The organism is Variovorax brevis (genome assembly GCF_030317105.1).
Classification (GTDB): Bacteria; Pseudomonadota; Gammaproteobacteria; order Burkholderiales; family Burkholderiaceae_C; genus Variovorax; species Variovorax brevis.
The window spans coordinates 12,975-29,855 of record NZ_JASZYG010000024.1; the positions used below are offsets into that span (position 1 = coordinate 12,975).

13 protein-coding genes and 2 pseudogenes are annotated in these 16,881 nt (G+C 67.7%); 3 read left to right on the plus strand and 12 right to left on the minus strand.

Features of this window, described 5'->3' with window-relative positions; translation table 11 throughout:
* Positions 1-102: 102 nt before the first annotated feature.
* The 4 genes from QTI66_RS34675 to QTI66_RS34690 all read right to left on the minus strand — a co-directional run bounded on the left by QTI66_RS34675 (position 103) and on the right by QTI66_RS34690 (position 6,711).
* The gene (locus QTI66_RS34675) at positions 103-1,029 is read right to left on the minus strand and encodes a hypothetical protein (RefSeq protein WP_286564917.1); all 927 of its coding nucleotides are present in this window, start codon (positions 1,027-1,029) and stop codon (positions 103-105) included.
* Between the two features lie 415 nt (positions 1,030-1,444).
* Positions 1,445-4,219 carry an Hsp70 family protein gene (locus QTI66_RS34680; protein ID WP_286564918.1) on the minus strand — a complete coding sequence of 925 codons (2,775 nt, stop codon included), beginning with the start codon at positions 4,217-4,219 and terminating at the stop codon, positions 1,445-1,447.
* Between the two features lie 9 nt (positions 4,220-4,228).
* A complete protein-coding gene (locus tag QTI66_RS34685) occupies positions 4,229-6,103 on the minus strand; it encodes an Hsp70 family protein (protein WP_286564919.1) in 1,875 nt (624 codons plus the stop codon).
* On the minus strand, positions 6,100-6,711 hold the full coding sequence (locus QTI66_RS34690; RefSeq protein ID WP_444815085.1) for a DUF2760 domain-containing protein: 612 nt from the start codon (positions 6,709-6,711) through the stop codon (positions 6,100-6,102). The genes QTI66_RS34685 and QTI66_RS34690 overlap by 4 nt, the downstream gene beginning before the upstream one ends.
* 546 nt (positions 6,712-7,257) lie before the next feature.
* On the opposite strand from QTI66_RS34690, the gene QTI66_RS34695 reads away from it, so the two are divergent.
* Positions 7,258-8,013 carry a carbonic anhydrase gene (locus tag QTI66_RS34695; RefSeq protein ID WP_286564920.1) on the plus strand — a complete coding sequence of 252 codons (756 nt, stop codon included), beginning with the start codon at positions 7,258-7,260 and terminating at the stop codon, positions 8,011-8,013.
* A gap of 320 nt (positions 8,014-8,333) precedes the next feature.
* Here the strand turns inward: QTI66_RS34695 and QTI66_RS34700 are convergent, their stop codons facing one another.
* The 8 genes and pseudogenes from QTI66_RS34700 to QTI66_RS34735 form a co-directional block, all read right to left on the minus strand.
* The gene (locus QTI66_RS34700) at positions 8,334-8,816 is read right to left on the minus strand and encodes an SET domain-containing protein (RefSeq protein ID WP_286564921.1); all 483 of its coding nucleotides are present in this window, start codon (positions 8,814-8,816) and stop codon (positions 8,334-8,336) included.
* A 210-nt stretch (positions 8,817-9,026) separates the two neighbouring features.
* On the minus strand, positions 9,027-9,491 hold the full coding sequence (locus tag QTI66_RS34705; RefSeq protein WP_286564922.1) for a DUF932 domain-containing protein: 465 nt from the start codon (positions 9,489-9,491) through the stop codon (positions 9,027-9,029).
* The gene (locus QTI66_RS34710) at positions 9,470-9,766 is read right to left on the minus strand and encodes a hypothetical protein (RefSeq protein WP_286564923.1); all 297 of its coding nucleotides are present in this window, start codon (positions 9,764-9,766) and stop codon (positions 9,470-9,472) included. Before QTI66_RS34710 ends, QTI66_RS34705 begins: the two co-directional genes overlap by 22 nt.
* Positions 9,767-10,718: 952 nt before the next feature.
* Entirely contained in the window at positions 10,719-11,207 is a 489-nt protein-coding gene (locus QTI66_RS34715) for a hypothetical protein (protein ID WP_286564924.1), read from the minus strand.
* Positions 11,208-11,755: 548 nt separating this feature from the next.
* Positions 11,756-12,103 (minus strand): DUF2958 domain-containing protein, encoded by a 348-nt coding sequence (locus tag QTI66_RS34720; RefSeq protein ID WP_286564925.1) that lies wholly within the window; start codon positions 12,101-12,103, stop codon positions 11,756-11,758.
* Positions 12,100-12,603 carry a JAB domain-containing protein gene (locus tag QTI66_RS40030; protein ID WP_444815086.1) on the minus strand — a complete coding sequence of 168 codons (504 nt, stop codon included), beginning with the start codon at positions 12,601-12,603 and terminating at the stop codon, positions 12,100-12,102. The genes QTI66_RS34720 and QTI66_RS40030 overlap by 4 nt, the downstream gene beginning before the upstream one ends.
* Positions 12,604-12,779: 176 nt before the next feature.
* Positions 12,780-13,193 carry a hypothetical protein gene (locus QTI66_RS34730; RefSeq protein WP_286564926.1) on the minus strand — a complete coding sequence of 138 codons (414 nt, stop codon included), beginning with the start codon at positions 13,191-13,193 and terminating at the stop codon, positions 12,780-12,782.
* A 600-nt stretch (positions 13,194-13,793) separates the two neighbouring features.
* Positions 13,794-14,213, minus strand: a pseudogene (locus QTI66_RS34735) (JAB domain-containing protein); the annotation flags it as partial.
* A 1,274-nt stretch (positions 14,214-15,487) separates the two neighbouring features.
* Here QTI66_RS34735 and QTI66_RS39750 point away from each other — a divergent pair.
* The gene (locus QTI66_RS39750) at positions 15,488-16,150 is read left to right on the plus strand and encodes a DUF1016 N-terminal domain-containing protein (RefSeq protein ID WP_353506268.1); all 663 of its coding nucleotides are present in this window, start codon (positions 15,488-15,490) and stop codon (positions 16,148-16,150) included.
* Positions 16,077-16,831 (plus strand): annotated as a pseudogene (locus tag QTI66_RS34740) (PDDEXK nuclease domain-containing protein). Before QTI66_RS39750 ends, QTI66_RS34740 begins: the two are co-directional and overlap by 74 nt.
* Positions 16,832-16,881: the final 50 nt, after the last annotated feature.

The window sequence follows — 16,881 nt, forward strand, 5'->3', positions numbered from 1 at the left end:
GCCGCGCGGGCAGTGCAGCATTTGATCGGAGCGCTGGCGCCACGTTGCGTGCTTCCGCGAGGCCTGGGCGCAACCGCGGAGAACCTGGGCCTTGGCCAGCGGCTAGTTTGACGCAAGCCGCTGTCTCACACGACTTGCGTCTTTCCTGGAAGAGTCCAGTTTGGCTGCGATTGTCGAATCCTTCGGCCACTTTGCGTGCTCGCTTTCGTAGTGCGCGACGACCTGCTCATAAAGTCGAAGCGCTTCCCTGTCGTCGGCCTCGACAGCCCACGTGCGATCCTTGCGGCGTGTGGTCTCGTACGTAACGGCCAAGCTCTGTGCGCAGAGGTGGTCGTTGGCAGAACAGGTTTGCAGTCGGGACGCAGCCTCCTTCCTGCTCATGCCAGAGTTCGTGGACCCGCTTTGGCACTCGTCGGTGAGAAACGTGATGGACATCCGGTCGTTTTTACGCGCCCCCTCCGCCCAATACGGGCAAGCCATGTCCAGGCGCTGCTCGACGGAAAGGTTTCGGAACGTCGTCATCACCTTTCGTCCCATCGACGAGTAGGCTGCCATGTCTCCAGCCTTGACCCGGGCCGCGAACTCCTCCTTGTTGCGCTTGTGCCTTTCGTCCGCGATCATGATGGACGATTCGCTGAAGTAGCGATTGCAAACCGGATCGAAGCCCATCACTTTCTTCATCGCAGGCACCGCAGGGTTCCCGTCTGCCAGAGCGTCGAACGCCCCGCAAAGCATCCCGTCTTGGCGCAGAAGGCCGTCCCGAAGCTCTTGGACTTGCTTGGCCAATGCATCACGCTGAGCGCAGTTTCCGCATTGCGCAAGGTCCTTGCGAAGTGCATCCAGTTTCTGATACCCGGCTTGTCTTTGGGCTGCGTACTGGCGTGCCTCCAGCACCTGTCCTGCCGCGGTGCCGATCTGCTGGCCCATGACAAAGCCGAAGACTTCGGATCGCTTCAGATAGATCACGTCTTGTGCGTGTGCCGAGGCGATCGAAAGCAGGAGAACTACGTAAGCCAGCGATCGTTTCATGGCGATGCCCCTCGTTCTTGGCTCAGATGGCGCCTCGGCTCCCGCCAGGCGGGATGCTGGCGTGCAGACGGTGTGTGCGCGAGCAAGGATTCAGCCCGCGCCCGCCAGCATGCCGAAATGATCGATTCCGGGAATACCGTCACATGGTCAAAAAGCCATTGACCAATCGCCGCATCATGTCATTTCCATCCGTCGACCTCCTCCTCCAACGAAGGGAGCCGTTTGCCTCGGGTTGAAGCGCTACCTCGTCGATGTTGGCATGTTCACTGCGTCGATCTTTGCTGTTCCATTTTTTCCAGGAAGCGAGGCCAATCCGCGACGCCCAATTGGCGGGGCCTGATGCGCACCGTCGAACCGGCTCGACACGTCGACGCCAGTTTTCTTGCCACAACAGGATTCGGACGAGATCTTTGCCTCAACCGACCAGCCTCAGGCCCGGCGGCAAGGCTTCTCCGAACACGCCGCGTTCGCCGGCTTCGTCAAGCGGCACGACCTCGCGCAGTCGGCCGATCCACGACGGCGGCATCCGATGGGACTGGAGTCGGACGATGACGCGTTCGCGCATCTCCAGCGGCAGATCGCGGGCGCGATCACCGCTCAGGCGGGCCAGGTTGGCGGCGGCGGCAGCAGCACCTGCTTCGCGTTTCCAGTCCAGTGCGAGCAGTGCATCGAGCCAGGCAGCAGCGTTGGCCGCGGGCACGACGCCTTGCGCGCCGCCGTAGAGGGGCGCGCGGGCACCGATGCGGCCGATCGCCCATAGCGTCCAGGAATCGCGTGCCTCCGGGTTGCCTGCTGCGCCGGAAGATCGCTGCAGGCGCTCGACCAGCCAGTCGCCGATCTCCACCTTGTGGTCGATCGGGATGCGTTCGAGCGAAGCGCCCAGGCGCACCATGTCATCCCAGCCTCCCTTGACGAGCTGGGGTGGCCGTTCACGGATACCGGCCTCATCGCCCCGCAGGTTGATCGCGAAATCCTGGAGCAGCCGCTGCTGGGCCGCCGCGTCCAGGCCGCCCGCGACGCGACGCCACAACGTCCACCATTCCGCCTGGATCTGGCTCTCGCGACCGTGCTGCACACCCGTCTCAAAGAGCGGCCACAACTGTTCGATACGCCACTCGTCCAGCGCGTGACCGAAGCCAGGCCGCAGGCACCAGCCGGTCAGGCTGAGCCACAGGCGCTCGTGATCGGGCGAGCGGTGTCGGCCGCGCGCGCGTTGCAGCAGCGCGTCGAACAACGGGCGCAGCAGCTGCGTTGGCCAGCGCTCGCGACGGCCGAGCAGGGCTTCCAGCTGCAAGCGCAATTGCTTGACGGCTTTGGGACCCACGGCGCTGTCACGCGCACCGAAGACGCGTTCGATGTGCTCGACGGCTTCCTCGAAGCGAGGGGGCAGTCTTGTCCCGGCGGATGGTGGATTCGCCGGATCGTCACGCAATCGGAACTCGAGCTTCCAGCGCTGCATGGGGTCGTTGGCAGAGATGCAGTGCATCTCGAGCGTGCCGACCTCCGTCAGTGTCGCGGCCAGTTGCACCGGGATGTAGCGCCGGGAATCAGCACCGCTGACCTGCACCACCGTGGCCACAGGGGGCAGCGGCTGCACGTCGACGTCGTCGAGTTCGACCAGGTCACCAGCCAGCGGTGTCGGCTTGTCCGCCGTCCCGCCTGTTGTCGACACTAGGTGGAAGCGCACGGGTTCGCCCACGCGCAGCTCGAAACTGCGGCCCTCGAGGCGGACCTCGCGGCCTTCTTCGCAGCCGCGCGGCAACACGCAGACGCCGCGGCCTTTGGCGTCGTCCAGCGGCAGGAAATAGCTGCGCGCCGACCCGCCGCCAATCTTCGGCGCCAAGCCACGGCGCGCCAGCCCGAAGGCGACCGCGCCACGCGCGACTGCGACGTCCGGGTCGGTGTTGCGCAATGTTTGCAGCGGGACGCCGCGCCACGCACCCAGCGTTGCGTGCAGCCGCGCGGCGATGGCCTGCGCATGGAACACGCCACCGTTGAGCAGCAGCGCATCGGGCCAGCCGGCCCGGGCGTGCTGTTGCAGGAAGCCGGCAACGTGGCGCGTCACGGCAGGGTCACTGGCATACGGCAGGCCAAACGCGACCAGGCCGCTGGCGCGCTCGCGCCGCGGCAGTTCGCTCGCCCCCACCTGCGGAAAGAAGCCATCGAGCACGATGCGCTCGACTTCGTCGCGGCCCAGCGTCACCGAGCGCGCGCCGCCGATCAGGCGTGACCCCGAGCCAAGCAGCGTGACCTGCGCGCTGTCAGGTGCGTTGGCGCCGAGGAGCTTTTCCTTTGCTGCGCGGCAGCGCTCCACCAGTTGCGAGAACTGGCCGGGTGTCAGGCGTGCGGCACCCTCTCCCGCCGCTGCGTGCAGCCGGGTTTCGGCCAGGTGCGCGAGCGCCAGGTCCATGTTGTCGCCCCCGAGCATCAGGTGCCGGCCGACCGCGATGCGTTCAAACCGCGGTTCGGTGCCCTCCCAGTCGGCGCGCACCAGGCTCAGGTCGGTGGTGCCACCGCCGACGTCGCACACGAGCACCAGCCGTGCCTGCGTCAACTCTGTCGCCAGCAAAAGCCGGTGGCGGAAAAGCCAGTCGTACAGCGCCGCCTGCGGCTCTTCCAGCAGGCGCAACCGGGGCAGTCCCGCATCGCTGGCGGCTGCCAGCGACAGCGTGCGCGCTGCGTCGTCAAACGAGGCCGGGACTGTCAGCACCAGCTCCTGGTGTTCGAGCGGGGCCTGCGGAAAGCGCAGGTTCCAGGCCGCGCGAACGTGCGAGAGGTAGCTCGCGCTGGCCTGCACCGGGGAGACCTTTGGCACCTCGGCCGGGGCGCCCCAAGGCAGGATGGGTGCCAGCCGGTCGACCGCCCCGTGCGACAGCCAGCTCTTGGCGCTGGACACCAGCCGCCCAGGCACTTGGGCGCCGAGCCGGCGTGCCAGGGTGCCGATCACCGCCCCGTCGGTGTTGGCGGGCATCCAGGGCAGCATCAGGTCACCCGGCGCCAATTCGCCCGTCGCCGGGTGGTAGCGCATTGACGGCAGCAAGGGCCGCGACGCCACCTCGCCGGGCGCGACCAGTTGTTCGATGTCGAACAGCTGGATGGCATCGTCCGCCACGCGGCCTTGCGCGGGCGCAAAGGCGACAACCGTGTGGGTCGTGCCCAGGTCGATGCCGACCGTCCAGGCGGCCTTCATGCTGGCCCGCTATGCGTCCAGCTCGCGCTCGCCGCGCACATCGAATTCGATCTTCCAGCGTTCGCTGCCGCTGCGCGGCACGGCTTCAAGCTCCAGCGTGCCGGCTTCCGTCACCCGTGCTTGCAGTCGTATCGGCACCATCTCGCCAGGGCTGCGGCCTTCCGGCGGCAGCGTGGCGGAGATCGGCGCGAGCTCCTGCAATTCGTCGGGCGCCCAGGCGTCCAGCAGGGTGCCGACGCCGTCCTGGCGCCGCACCGAGGAGGCGAAGAACCGGAAGTGCACGGGCTCGCCCACGACCAGCCCCAGTTCGAGCGCCGGAAGTTCGGCTTCGGTGCCCTCCTCCATGCCGAAAGGGGCCACGCACAGGGCCTCGACCGGTGGCTCGATGCCGGGCACGGCGGGCATCGACGATTCGACGCCCACGTAGTAGGAGAAAGCGGTGCCGCCGCGGATGCGCACGCCGCGACCGTGTCGCACGTAGCCGTAGTAGGCGGCGCCGCGCGCCACCGCCAGGTCAAGGTCCGCGCCGGACAGCAAGCGTGCCGGCGCCGCGCCTTCGGCGGCAAGCCATCCGTTGACGGTCGTCAGCGTGCGCTCGGCGAGCAGCGCTGACTTGAAGACGCCGCCGTTGAACAGCACCGCGGTCGGATGAAGGAACGTTGCATCCTCGCTACCCGTGCCGCTGGCCTCGCTGAAGCCTTCCAGCTCGGCCACCGCACCCAGCTGACGGCCGAGGAATGCCGCCAGATGGCGCGATATCGCGGCGTCCTGTGCATAGGGCAGGCCGAGTTGCGCCAGGCCGGCACGCACGCGGCTCACCGGCCGCGCAGAGGCTTCGACCCGGGGGAAGAAGCCCTCGACAATCGTTGCCCCCACTTCATCGGCAGTCAGCTCGGTACGGATCGAGCCGCCGATCAATTTGCTGCCACGGCTGGGCACGACGATCGGTTGCGTGGCGCTCTCGGCTGGCGCACCGGCACTGCCGAGCAGCTTTTCCTTGGCGCTGCGGCAGGCGTAGGTCAGCGCACGCAGCTGCCAGGCATCCAGCGTGGTGCCCACCGCTGCCAACTTGCGGGCGACAACGTGCGCGAGCATCAGGTCCATGTTGTCGCCGCCCAGCAGGATGTGCTCGCCGACCGCGACGCGGCGCAATTCAAGGCTGCCGTCGCGTTCGAGCACGGCCATCAGCGAGAAGTCGCTGGTGCCCCCACCGACGTCGATCACCAGGATGATGTCGCCCGGCCGCACCTGCTTGCGCCAAGCGCCGCCACTGGCCTCGATCCAGCTGTACAGGGCCGATTGGGGCTCTTCAAGCAGCGTGAGCGAACTGCAGCCCGCCGTTTTCGCGGCCTCGACGGTCAGTTCACGCGCGGCAGGGTCGAACGATGCCGGGATCGTCACCGTCACATCCTGCTCGGCGAATGGCGCCTCAGGGTGCGCGTGCTCCCAGGCGTTGCGCACATGTTCGAGGTACAGCGTCGAGGCGTTCAGGGGTGACACGCGCTCCACCTCGGGCGGGGCGTCGTGTGGCAGGATGGCAGCGCGCCGATCGACGCCGGGGTGGCACAGCCAGCTCTTGGCGCTCGAGACCAGTCGGATTGGTGTGGTCGCGCCGCGGCTGCGTGCCATCTCGCCAACGGCGTGCCGGCCTTCGGGCGCCCATGGCAGTGCCAAGTCGCCCGGCGCCATCTCGTCGGCGTGCGGCAGGTACAGGAACGACGCAAGCATGGGCATCGACTCGACCGCGCCGGGGGCGGTGAGCTGCGGGATCGCCAATGTGCCGTGGACGGCCGCTTCACCGTCGCTGGCGCTGATGTCGACCCATGCCAGGGCGCTGTGCGTCGTGCCGAGGTCGATGCCGATGGCATAGCGCGGGGCGCTCACAGTTCAACCTCCGCCGGCGCAACCACACGTGCGTCGTGCTGCCCGGCCATCTTGGGCAGGCGCACGTCGGTGACGCGCCAGCCGCGATGGCGCAGGCTGCCGGTAAAGGGTGGTTGGCCGACAACCTTGCCGGTCAGGCGGACCGCCGCGGCGTCGAAGCCCGCCTGCAGCGTGACGCGGCTGTCTTCGGCCTCGTCGCGCACGGGCACGATGCTGAAGTGCTCGCGCAGCACCTTGGCGCAGCCTTCATGCACGTGGCGAGCCGCCGCGCCGATCTGGGCGTCGCCATAGGCGCCGAGGTCTTCTCCGACAAAGTCGATCAGGCGTGCTTCGCGCTGCAACAGCGCCAGGAGTTGCAATGCGGCGTCAGGGGTTGCTTCCTTCAATGCCGGTGCTGCCGGTGCTGGTGCTGGTGCTGGTGCTGGTGCTGGTGCAGGTGCAGGTGCTGGTGCTGCAGAAGCCGAGGGAGCACCGTCACGCAGCGCCGCATACCGCGCGGCGAGTTCGGCATTCGCCATCAGGCTGAACAATGCGCCGAAAGCCAATGGGATGCGGCGCATCAATGAGGGATTGTCGCTGCCGGAAAGTGGGCGGTGTGGTTGGGTCATGGAGTGCTCCGGATCTGCGGGGCCGGCCGTGACGGCCAGGAATCGACAGGGGTCAGGGCCGGACCTGCCGGCGAGGCCAGGGCCGGGGATTGCATGTTCGCCATCGAATCATGGTGCAGTGCAGCAATTGTAGAGGGCCGCAAGGGGAGGTGTTGCCATGGCCGCGCCAGCCCAGGCAAGTTTTCGTCTGGCGTGGTGCACCAGCATGTCAACCGTCGTTGGCGCGAAGGCACTGATTGCAAAGCTGATCCCCGGCCAACCCATCTTGCGCGTGCGTGGGTCCATCCTGACTGAAGAACCGCATTCCGAATTGCGGCGGGCGCGGCGTGGTCTCTCCAGAGGTGCAGACGCCCGAGGTTCTGGCGAATGCGAAGGTGCCGCTCCCGCACAGCGCTGTCGTTCGCGCCTGGCCGAGGACCTCACGCCGAGCACCGGCGAGTGGACCCGGCGCGGCTTGACAGCGGGTTGCCATAGGTTGAACCTCTGCCGACGCAGGCGTCCTCCTGTCGCGAACGCCACCCCTTACGCTTTGGCAAAGGAAAATCCATGACATGGAAACTGCTGCTGGCAGCAGCATTCGCGATCAGCGCGACGCCTTCGGCCGTTGCCGAAGGTCAAGCGCATTGGGGCTACAAGGGTCACGGCAGTGCGAATCATTGGGCCCAGCTGGACAAAAGCTTCGTGACCTGCAAGCTGGGCCGACTTCAGTCCCCGATCAATATCGATACCACGGCGGCGCAAAGGACCCCGGACGCCAAGCCGATCGGCTTCGCCTACGCGGCCGGGACCGCGGAGGTAATCAACACGGGCCACACAGTGCAGGTGAACTTGCCCGAGGGCGGCTCGGCCCTCATCGATGGGGTCGACTACAAGTTGCTGCAGTTTCATTTCCATACGCCCAGCGAAGAGATGATCAACGGCAAGAGGTTTCCCCTGGTCGCGCATCTGGTGCACAAGAACGCGCAGGGCGAGTTGGCCGTGGTCGCAGTGCTGTTCAAGGTCGGCAAGGAGAACGCTGTGCTGAAGCCCGTGTTCGATGCGCTGCCGGGCAAGGAAGGCCAGTCCCACAAGCTTGATGCTGCCTTTGACGCCTCAGGGATGCTCCCGCCCAACCGGGCCTTCTACGCTTTTTTGGGCTCGCTGACCACACCACCGTGCAGCGAAGAGGTGCGCTGGCAAGTGCTCAAGACGCCGGTTGAAGTCTCCACTGCGCAGCTGGCGGCGTTCCGGAAGCTCTACAGGATGAATGCACGTCCCGTGCAGCCATTGAATGGTCGCAAGGTGGTGGCGGTGGGCGGCTAGAGGGAGGCAAGGCACTTGATGGCGGCCACTGGCGCGTGCAGTGGATTGGTGCGAGTCCGGTTTGCCTGTTCGAGCCGCGCCGATGACAAAGAAAGGCGCCTGTCGCCCAGATCGCCCTTCCCTCCGGCATCGGGAACACTTCATGGAATGAGCATCAGTGCGCTTGAGACCTCTGCGCGGATCGTCCTCGCCGCCACGGCGTCGACGAGCGCGGGTTATCTGCGCGGGCCATCATCGGCGACTTTGTCGCCGCGACGCCGGACAGCGCGTTGCCGAGAGAAATGCCGACCGTTGAGAACCCATGAGCACCACGGCCCGCGTCAAATTCCGGTCCGGGAACCAGGTCGAACTTGGGGATGGAGGGGGCTCACCATGCTTCCGCGGCATGAAGGGGAACCACAAAGGCAGCGATAGTCAGAGGCATTGGCAGATTCGTCGACGACAAGTGCATAGTCCAGGAAGACCTCTTCTCCCGCCCCCAGTGACCTGAGCGCATAGATTTTGAGAACCAGGCGGCCCCTGGAATTGAACTCCTCGACGGCTTCGCAGTTTGGGTCGCACGAATGATTGATGTGGCGCGTGGCATTGCCTCCCCGGCTCCCGTCGATGGTTTCGCCATTGGAGAGCGAAAACAGGAACGTGAGCGCGTCGTCCCATCGTCGCTGGGCCAACTGCTCCGCGGAATAGCGGCGGCCCCGGTAGATGCCGAGAAATGCCCGCGCCGGAAGATCCCGCGTCACAAACGTCCCCAGGCCATGGACACCGCTGCATGCCACGTCAAGAAAGGGTGCGCCAATGTTCATGCGAGGACTGTCGAGGCGCGTCGGGCGATGCTGTTCATCGTCGCCGAAGTGTAGTGTCAGAACATCCGCGCACGCGATCTCCCCGTCCTTTGCTCGCCATGCACCTGCGCCACCTCTGAACGCTCGCCTGCGCTTCCTGGGCTGGCCATCGCATGGTGTGGCGTCGCCGGCTGCGACGGGGGCGATGCCTCGACAAAGGGTGGCGGACAGTCAATCGCAGTGAGGCATGGCGAGAAGCGCGGAACCGCTGCGCCCGCACAGGCCGCCGCGCATCACGTGTTCCTGCAGGGCATTGAAGGTGCGCCAGACATCGTCGCCGACGTCCGCCATGCGGCGGCGCTCCAGCAGTTGTACGGGCTGGACCGGCGGCTGCACGGGGGCCGGATAGCGCAGTGCGAGGGCGTCGCGGGCGAAGTCCAGCTGCTCGGCCTGGGTGAGTGTCGTGCCGCGCATGGCCTGGACGGCGTCGCCGACGCGGTTGAATTCGCGGGTGATGCGTTGGGCGGCCTCGAGCACGTTGGCCACGACGTTGCCGCGGTGGCTCACGTGGATGAGGCCGAAGTCGCCGATGGCGGTGAGCATGCCGTTCGTGCAGACGGGGCGGAACAGGCCTGCGCGCAGCTGGTAGGCGCTGCGTCCGTCGTGCGAGTTGATCAGGACGATCTCGCCGAGCACGTCGTCCAGTGACAGCGACTGCGCACGACCGGCTGGAAGCGCAGCAGGTGGCGTGCGAAGCCTGCATGGCCGTTGCGCGCGCGGGTCTGCACGGCCAGCGTCGGCTCGAAGCCGGCGTCCATCAGGGCGGTGACGATGTCGCGCGTGCTGATGAAGACGTACTTGGGTCCGGTGTGGTCGGCGGCCCGGTCGGCGAAGACGGCTGGGGCGCTGTGCTCGAGTTGTTCCAGCGTGAGGGATGTCCGGGCGGCGAAGGCAATGGGAGATGAGGTCATGGGGAGCTCCTGGTTGGCACAGGCGGGATTGCCTGCACCGTCCCTGGCTCACGCGGCAGCGCAGCGCTCAAGGCCGCCGCAGGCGCGCCGGAGGCGCCGGGCACGCGAAAGCGGGCGCAGGGCCTTGAACGCGAGAACCGCGTGATAGCGTGACGGGGCACAGGCAAGCCCACCCTCCCCTTCTTCTGCCCTTCTTCTCCGCTTTTTCCCCTCTCTTCTCAGGTTGCGGGGCCGAAGGCGAGCCGGACCGGCATCCCGCGTCCCGGCGAAGAAAGCAAGCGCCGCTGGCCGCGCCGGCAGCAGGTTGCGTGATCTGCCGCTTCATCCTGCGGCGCAACGCAGCGAGCAAGCGCAAGCGCACGGGACCGCATCCGAGGAAAGCCCGGGGCGGGATCGCATGGGCCGTGCGCCGTGCCGTGGGCATGCGGATGGATCCATGCGGGACAGTCGCCACGTCGCGACCCATCGGGCGTGAAGACTTGGACCAGCGGCAACGGCAACGGCAACGGCAACGGAATTGGCAACCGAATCGGAATCGGAATCGGAATCGGAATTCGGGTCCTTCGGCGTCACGCCAGCGCGATCCGGCCGTCGGCCGGCAGCGCGGTGAAGTGCGCGTTGTTGATGAAAGGGAACGGGACGACATGGCGTCTCCAGGATGGCGCCGTTGAGGGCGGGACGGCCGGCTCCGCCGCCGGCCCGCTGCGGCGCAGCGGCCAGCGTTTGAAGAGGGCCACAGGCCGCCAGTGCGCCCTGTTGCGCGCCGGCCTCGACGGCGCGCGCCAGGGCGATGCTGCAGGTGGCGGCCCGCCACCTGCGGCCTGCCCTCCCCACCTCCTGACCTTCCCACCTCCGGGGCCGACGCGATGCGAAGCGAGCCGGCCGCCGGGGGACCGGGAGCTGGCCCGGGGCGGCGGGATCGGCAAGCGCGAGGCATCCGCCTCGCGCGCCGTCAACGGACCGCGTCCACGCCCACCTGATCGGCAATGCGCTGGATGCGTGCGGCGCATTGCAGGAGGCGCTGGCGATCGGCCTCGCTCAGGGGCACGCCGTGGGCGAGATTGGCGGCGGCCACGGCGGCCACCAGGGCGTCCTCGCGCAGCAGGGCGAGCGCCTCGCGTGCCGGCAGGCCGCGCGGGCGCCGGTGCAGCGCGGGCGCCCCCGCGAAACCCGGTTCGTGCTCCCAGGCCCCGAGGTCCTGGGCCGCTTCCACGAACCCCAGGCCGTGCGCGGCCATGTGGTAGGCCAGCACGTCGCCGCCGCGTGCGCCGCAGCCTGCCATGCAGCAGAACCCGCCGCTGCGCAGGTTCACGCGCATGCTGTCGCTGCCGCCGTGGAAGGCACAGCGCGTGGTGCGCCAGGGCCCCCGGCCCACCAGCACCAGTCCCTGCGCTTCGAAGTAGCCCTGCGGCTCGGGCAGCCGCTCGCGCAGCAGTGTCATGGCGCGCTCCCTGGCAGGCAGGCAGGGGCATGACCTGGATCTGCTTTTGGTGGGTCCTCGGGGGGTGCGGGGGGAACGCCCGCGGTGTCCATCGATGCGCGCGCCAGGCACGACGAGGGAAGAAGAGGAAGGAGAGGAAGAAGGCAGGACATGGCGTGGCCTTTCTGCGGCGATGCCGCGGGGGGGGGGTGGAAGGGATCTGCTTTCGGAGCCGCCTCGACGCCATGCAGGCGCGCGCAAGGGAACGCGGTCAGGGGACCGCCCGCAGGCCGCAGCCGAGTGCAGCGAGGACCGGGCGAGGGCGGTGGCAAAGCCCTGGCCCTTGACAGCGGAGCGTGCGTGCCAGGCGTCGATGCAGAGGCGGCACCGGGGCAGATCCATCCATCGCCCACCGCGGTTGCTGCACGCCGTGTCCGGCAGCCGCCGGAACCTGCCGTGGACACCCGGTCGTCGACAGCGGATCGGCACCGCCTTCGGCGGTGGCCGTGGCGGTGGCCGCGGCGGCGGGAGCGCGCCGCGAGGCCGCCGGTACGCCGGCGGCCGGGCCCTCAGGCCATGATGCGGCCCGCTGCGCGGGCTTCGCGCGCGTAGGCGCTCAGGCGTTTCCCGGCCTGGAAGTGCGTGTCGCGCGTGACCGGCAGGTCCATGCAGCCGCGCACCGTCCGCAGCTCGGCCAGGCTCACCCAGCCGATCTCCGGAAAGCCCACCCCCGTGTCGCACAGCCCGTAGGCGAGGTCCGGGTTTTCGGGGTCGATGGCACCCAGCAGCCAGGTGGCGCCGGCATCGGGTGTGAAGAGCTTGACCACGGGCGCGGGGTCGAAGTCGCGGGTGGTGCGGGCTGCCTCGCCGTTGGCGCGCAGCACCGCCTGTTGGTCATCCGTGATGAGGGGAGTCATCTCGTTCTCCTTGAATGCTTGGCGGGCGGGATTGCCCGCGGGCGCCGGGCGCACGGCGCAGCGCAGCGGTCAAGGCGCGAAGACGGCCGCAGGCCGCCAGCGCCCGCAGGGCGCGCAGGCCTTGACGGCGAGAACGGTGTGCGAGCCTGCCGGCCCAGCGAGGCCGCCCTCCCCTTTGTCTTTGCGGATCGTTCCCCGGCCCTCTGCCGGGGCCGGGGGCAGGCGCGCCGGCACGGCGGACGGCGGACGGCGGAGTGCACCCAGGGGGCGGAACCCCTGGGTGCCCTCACTCCAGGCCGTGCGCCGCCGGCGAGTTCGCGCGCGCCGGCCACGATGAAGGGGTCCAGCACCTGCACGTCCACGATCTCCGGGCCGGAGCGCAGCGTCCTGGTGCGCACCAGGTCCGGGGGCGACGGATCGGTCGCGCCCGACGGATGGAAGGGATGGTTGTGCGCCAGGATGACCGCCGCGCAGTGGTGGTGGAGCGCGCGCTTGGGCACGTCGCGCGGATGGACGCTGGCCTGGGTCAGCGTGCCCCGGCACAGTCCTCGAAGGCGATCAGGGCGTTCTGCGCGTCCAGGGACATGACCGCGAAGCGTTCATGGGGGTGGCCGGCATCCACGGTCCTTTTCCTTGCGCGACGACACGGTTGGCGCGCCGCCGTGGCCGCCACCCGTCAGGTGGCGGTCCGCCCCATGGCCTTGCCCGCCATGAGCAGGCAGGCCCCCTTCACGATCGCAGCCGCCAATTCAGGGGTCGGCTGTGCCGGGCCGAAGACGAATGCGACGATGGCGGTGTTGGCGCTGACGAGGGCAGCATGGATCCTTTGGTCCTCGGCGTCCGGGGAAGACCCTTGCGGCGGCGTCAGGAGCGCCAGAGCGGTGGCGCGCTGCATCCCTGTATCGCGCGCACGCACGAGTTGGGCGGCCTGCTGGCCGTGCTTGCTGCAGGCGGCTGCGACGTGGTGCCTTGCAAGTTCCGGCACCAGGGCAAAGGAGGCGGCGAACGCGCGCTCGAGGTCCTCGGCGCCTGCCCCGTCCTGGGCGATGGCCTGGACACAATGGAAAGCGGACAGCGAAAGCGCGGCCACTAGACAACCTGCGGCATTCCAGTGCATTGCGCCCGCCCGCCTCTCAAAGTTTCGCCGTTCGCTTCAAGCCTTCGGCAGGTCGTCAGTGTCCATGAAAAGCATGAACGCGAGGCAAACGTCGCGCCCAGCATCGTTGAATTTTTTCTGGGTTCCAGGCCGGCATGGCTCGGCCACGCGCCCCGCTTGCCCGTCGCATCTCCTGGGGGTGTCCACATGCAAGTGCGATTCGCTTCTCCCTTCATCACACCGCACGGGCCCGGGTTCGCGCATGCCCGGCGCGCATGCCCCACCCGGGGCCCGCCACGCGACCGCCAGGCAACGGCCTGACGGCCCGGGCAACTGGGCACGCCGCGGCGCTTCAGGACAGTAAAGGGCGCAGACGGGCGACCCGCTGGCACGGCGGGCCGCCCGGAAGCGCACGTCCAGCCCAACCAGCGCCTTGCAGGCGCCCTCGGCCGGGCCGCACGCAACGGCGGTACTTCGCCGGTGGGTGCGCCGCGCCGGGCGATCCGTGGCCGTTCACCTGGCACACGGCGCAACGCGATCGCGCGCAGTGCGCGGAGGACCGGCACTTACGCAAGGGGCCGCAGCCCCGCGCCTTCAGAGCAGCCCCATCTCCGCGAAAGAACTGGAGCGTGCGCCGGCCACGATGATGTGGTCGAGCACCTGCACGTCGATCATCTTCAGCGCGGCATCCAGCGCCTGCGTCAGCACCTTGTCCGCGCTCGAGGGTTGGGTGGATTTTGACGGGTGGTTGTGGCTGACGACCACAGCGGCGGCATCATGGTGCAGGGCCCGCTTGAGGACCTCGCGCGGATAGACGCTGGTCTGGCTCAGCGTGCCACGGAACAGCTCCTCGAAGGCGATGAGCGCATGCCTGGAGTCCAGGTACAGCACCACGAAGCTTTCGTGCGGCTGCCCGGCGAAATGGAGCTTCAGGAAGTCGGCAACGGCATGGGGCGCGTCGAACACCGGGCGGCTGGTCAATTCCTCGCAGAGCAGTTCCTGCGCCAGGGCCAGCCCGGTCGCCAGGCGGTGGAAGCTGGGCAGGCTCGACTGGCGCGCGCTGTAGGCGAGCTTTTGCAGCGAGCGGCCATGGGCCTCGTAGTGCATCGGCCTCGGCGCCGAAGAACGGGCGCAGTGCATCGACGATGCGTTGCTGGCGCAGGCTGAGGCTGGAAGAAGAAGAGGAAGCGGGTGAAGCGGTCATGTTGGGCTCCTGCGGTCGGCACAGGCGGGATTGCCTGTGGGCCCCGGATCGACCCCGCCGCAGCGCAGCGCTCAAGGCCGCCGCAGGCGCGCCGGACGCCAGGAGGCGCCGAGCACGCGCAGCGTGCGCAGGGCCTTGAACGCGAGAACGGTGGGGTAGCGTGAGGACACACAGGCAAGCCCTCTCCGCCCCTCCACGGGGACCCCGATGGCTTTCATGCCGCGTTGGGTCGAGGTGCGAAGTTAGGCGGGCGGGCGGGCGCCTGCGCTCGGGCCGGCCGTCGCCTGTGCCTGACCTGTCGCTGGGCAGGCAGCGCCTCCATTAGATCGTTCGAAACAAGGGCTGAAGGATGCCAGCGGCGCGAACTGGCAGCTTGGATGCAGGAGCACCTTGCGCCTTGAGGTGGGTGTGCGCGGCGTCGTGCCGGCAGTCGCTGTTGCGACCGTCAACTTGGTGCCGGGAAAGCGAAGCGCGCGATCAACGTGATCTGCGCTGTGCATCCGGGCGATTGCGAGGGATCGAGGGCCTTCTTCGCAAAAGTCGACGTGCATGGGTTGATCCAGCAGGCGCTGTGCGAGCAGCCGGAATGACCCCGGTGGGCTCCTCGATCAATTCCGGTCACCGCTCGCCGATTTGGCAATCCTGCGTGGCCTGACGAGCTCGGGTCTGCAAGAGGCATGCGCCCCTTTCATCGACCACCGCACCTGCTGACGCTTCGTCATGCGGCGATTGACCACGGGATTCATCACGGACTCCGCCGATGGCTGAGGAATTCTCATGGTCTCCCGCTGATGGTCCACGGGGTCTCCTGGCGACTTGGCTGATCTTGATTTCCAGCATGGGGGCGGTGCCAGCCGGCACAAGCAGACCAGGGTACTTCACCACCGTCTGTTCGATCGCATGGAACTCTCAAATTCGCCGGCGGCATCACAGGGGATGGCAACGTGCGCTTGCGTGTGCCGCCCGAGGCGACAAACGATTTTCAAGGGCATTCCAGGCGCGGCCTTGCTGACGCCGGCTCTCGTCACGAACGACAGGTCGGCAGCTTCCGTGATGGGCGGGATGGGGCGTGCCGCCCGTCGGCATGTCACCGCTCTGTAGCGCCAACCTGCGTGAGCGTCATGGCGCTGGTGACCTCTGCCTGGGAAACACGCGTTGCAACGCCAGCAATCGGCGCCCTGCGAGCCACTGCATTTCCGGGATTACCACAGCCGCGCCCACACTGTTCGACTATCTCCGCTTCGTCGCCGATCTGAAACGACGCATCGAAGGTGCGCGGCTGTCTGCGGCGCGCGCGGCCAACCGCGAACTCGTGGCTTTGTATTGGGACATCGGGGGTGCCTTTAGCGAGCAGCAGGCGACCCGCGGATGGGGTGACGCGGTGGTGGACAGGCTCGCACGCGATCTGGAGGCGTCCTTTCCGGGGAGCAGGGGTTTTTCCGTCGCCAGTCTTTGGCGGATGCGGCAGTTCCACGAGGTCTACGCCGCGCCGGAGTTTTCTCGCACGGGTTGTGCGAGAAAGGGAGCGCGCGTCAAAGCGCACCCGAAGCGCCACGTGTCAGTGGTGGACCATCGTCAACTCGCACGGCTGTGCGGGAAATGGTGGAAGCGGTGCCTTGGGGCCACCACGTCAACCTGCTGTCGAAGCTGGACGATCCCGCGCAGCGCCTGTAGTGGCTTCAGGCGACCGCGCGTTCCGGCTGGAGTCGCAACGTGCTGCCCAACCAGATCAAGGCCCGGGCTTTGAGAGATCGCTGGTCGAAGGGAAGGCGCACAACGTCGCGCTCGCGCTGCCTGAGCACTTTGCCGGGCAGGCCGAGGAAGCGCTCAAGAGCAGCTACAACCTTGAGTTCCCCGGCATCAAGCGCCAAATCAAGGAGCGCGAACTCGAGGATCAACGGATCGATCGGCTGCGCGACTTCATCCTCAAGCTGGGGCTACGGTTTCTGCTTGTCGGCCGCCAGCACCGGCTGACGCTGGGCCGCAAGGAATACTTCATCGATCTGCTCTTCCATCATCGCTCTGTCAAGGCGCTGGTGGCGACCGAACTGAAGGTGGGCGCCTTTGAACCGGAATATGCGGGGAAGACGGACTTCGATCTCAACCTGCTCAATGAAAGGGAGCGTGCGCCCGACGATGGCCTTCCATCGGGATCATCCTGTGCGCAGGGAAGGACAACATCGAGGTGGAGTTCGCACTCAGGAGCAAGGCCAACCCCATCGGGGTGGCCAAATACCAACTCCAGCGCAAGCTGCCGGCCGAAATGAAGGGGATGCTGCCGACCGCTCGGCAGCTCCAGCAAGTTGTGCGGGCCAGTTTTCCACGATCGGATGGAGGCGTGCGCGGTCCTTGTGCCGCGAGATGGGGCCCGCCACCCATGGGAGCGGCTTTCAGGCCTGTTTGCTTTTCCGCCGGAGTCTGCGGATAGTTGGCGACAGTGTGGGACAACATGATCTTTCGCGGCTTGGCGGCAAAGGA

What these genes read in the sequence shown, in the direction of transcription:
- QTI66_RS34695 (WP_286564920.1), top strand. Translation starts at nt 7,258, where the DNA reads ATGACATGGAAACTGCTGCTGGCAGCAGCATTCGCGATCAGCGCGACG.
- QTI66_RS34700 (WP_286564921.1), bottom strand. Translation starts at nt 8,816, where the DNA reads ATGAACATTGGCGCACCCTTTCTTGACGTGGCATGCAGCGGTGTCCAT.
- QTI66_RS39750 (WP_353506268.1), top strand. Translation starts at nt 15,488, where the DNA reads ATGTCACCGCTCTGTAGCGCCAACCTGCGTGAGCGTCATGGCGCTGGT.
- QTI66_RS34690 (WP_444815085.1), bottom strand. Translation starts at nt 6,711, where the DNA reads ATGACCCAACCACACCGCCCACTTTCCGGCAGCGACAATCCCTCATTG.
- QTI66_RS34720 (WP_286564925.1), bottom strand. Translation starts at nt 12,103, where the DNA reads ATGACTCCCCTCATCACGGATGACCAACAGGCGGTGCTGCGCGCCAAC.
- QTI66_RS34715 (WP_286564924.1), bottom strand. Translation starts at nt 11,207, where the DNA reads ATGACACTGCTGCGCGAGCGGCTGCCCGAGCCGCAGGGCTACTTCGAA.
- QTI66_RS34680 (WP_286564918.1), bottom strand. Translation starts at nt 4,219, where the DNA reads ATGAAGGCCGCCTGGACGGTCGGCATCGACCTGGGCACGACCCACACG.
- QTI66_RS34710 (WP_286564923.1), bottom strand. Translation starts at nt 9,766, where the DNA reads ATGACCTCATCTCCCATTGCCTTCGCCGCCCGGACATCCCTCACGCTG.
- QTI66_RS34675 (WP_286564917.1), bottom strand. Translation starts at nt 1,029, where the DNA reads ATGAAACGATCGCTGGCTTACGTAGTTCTCCTGCTTTCGATCGCCTCG.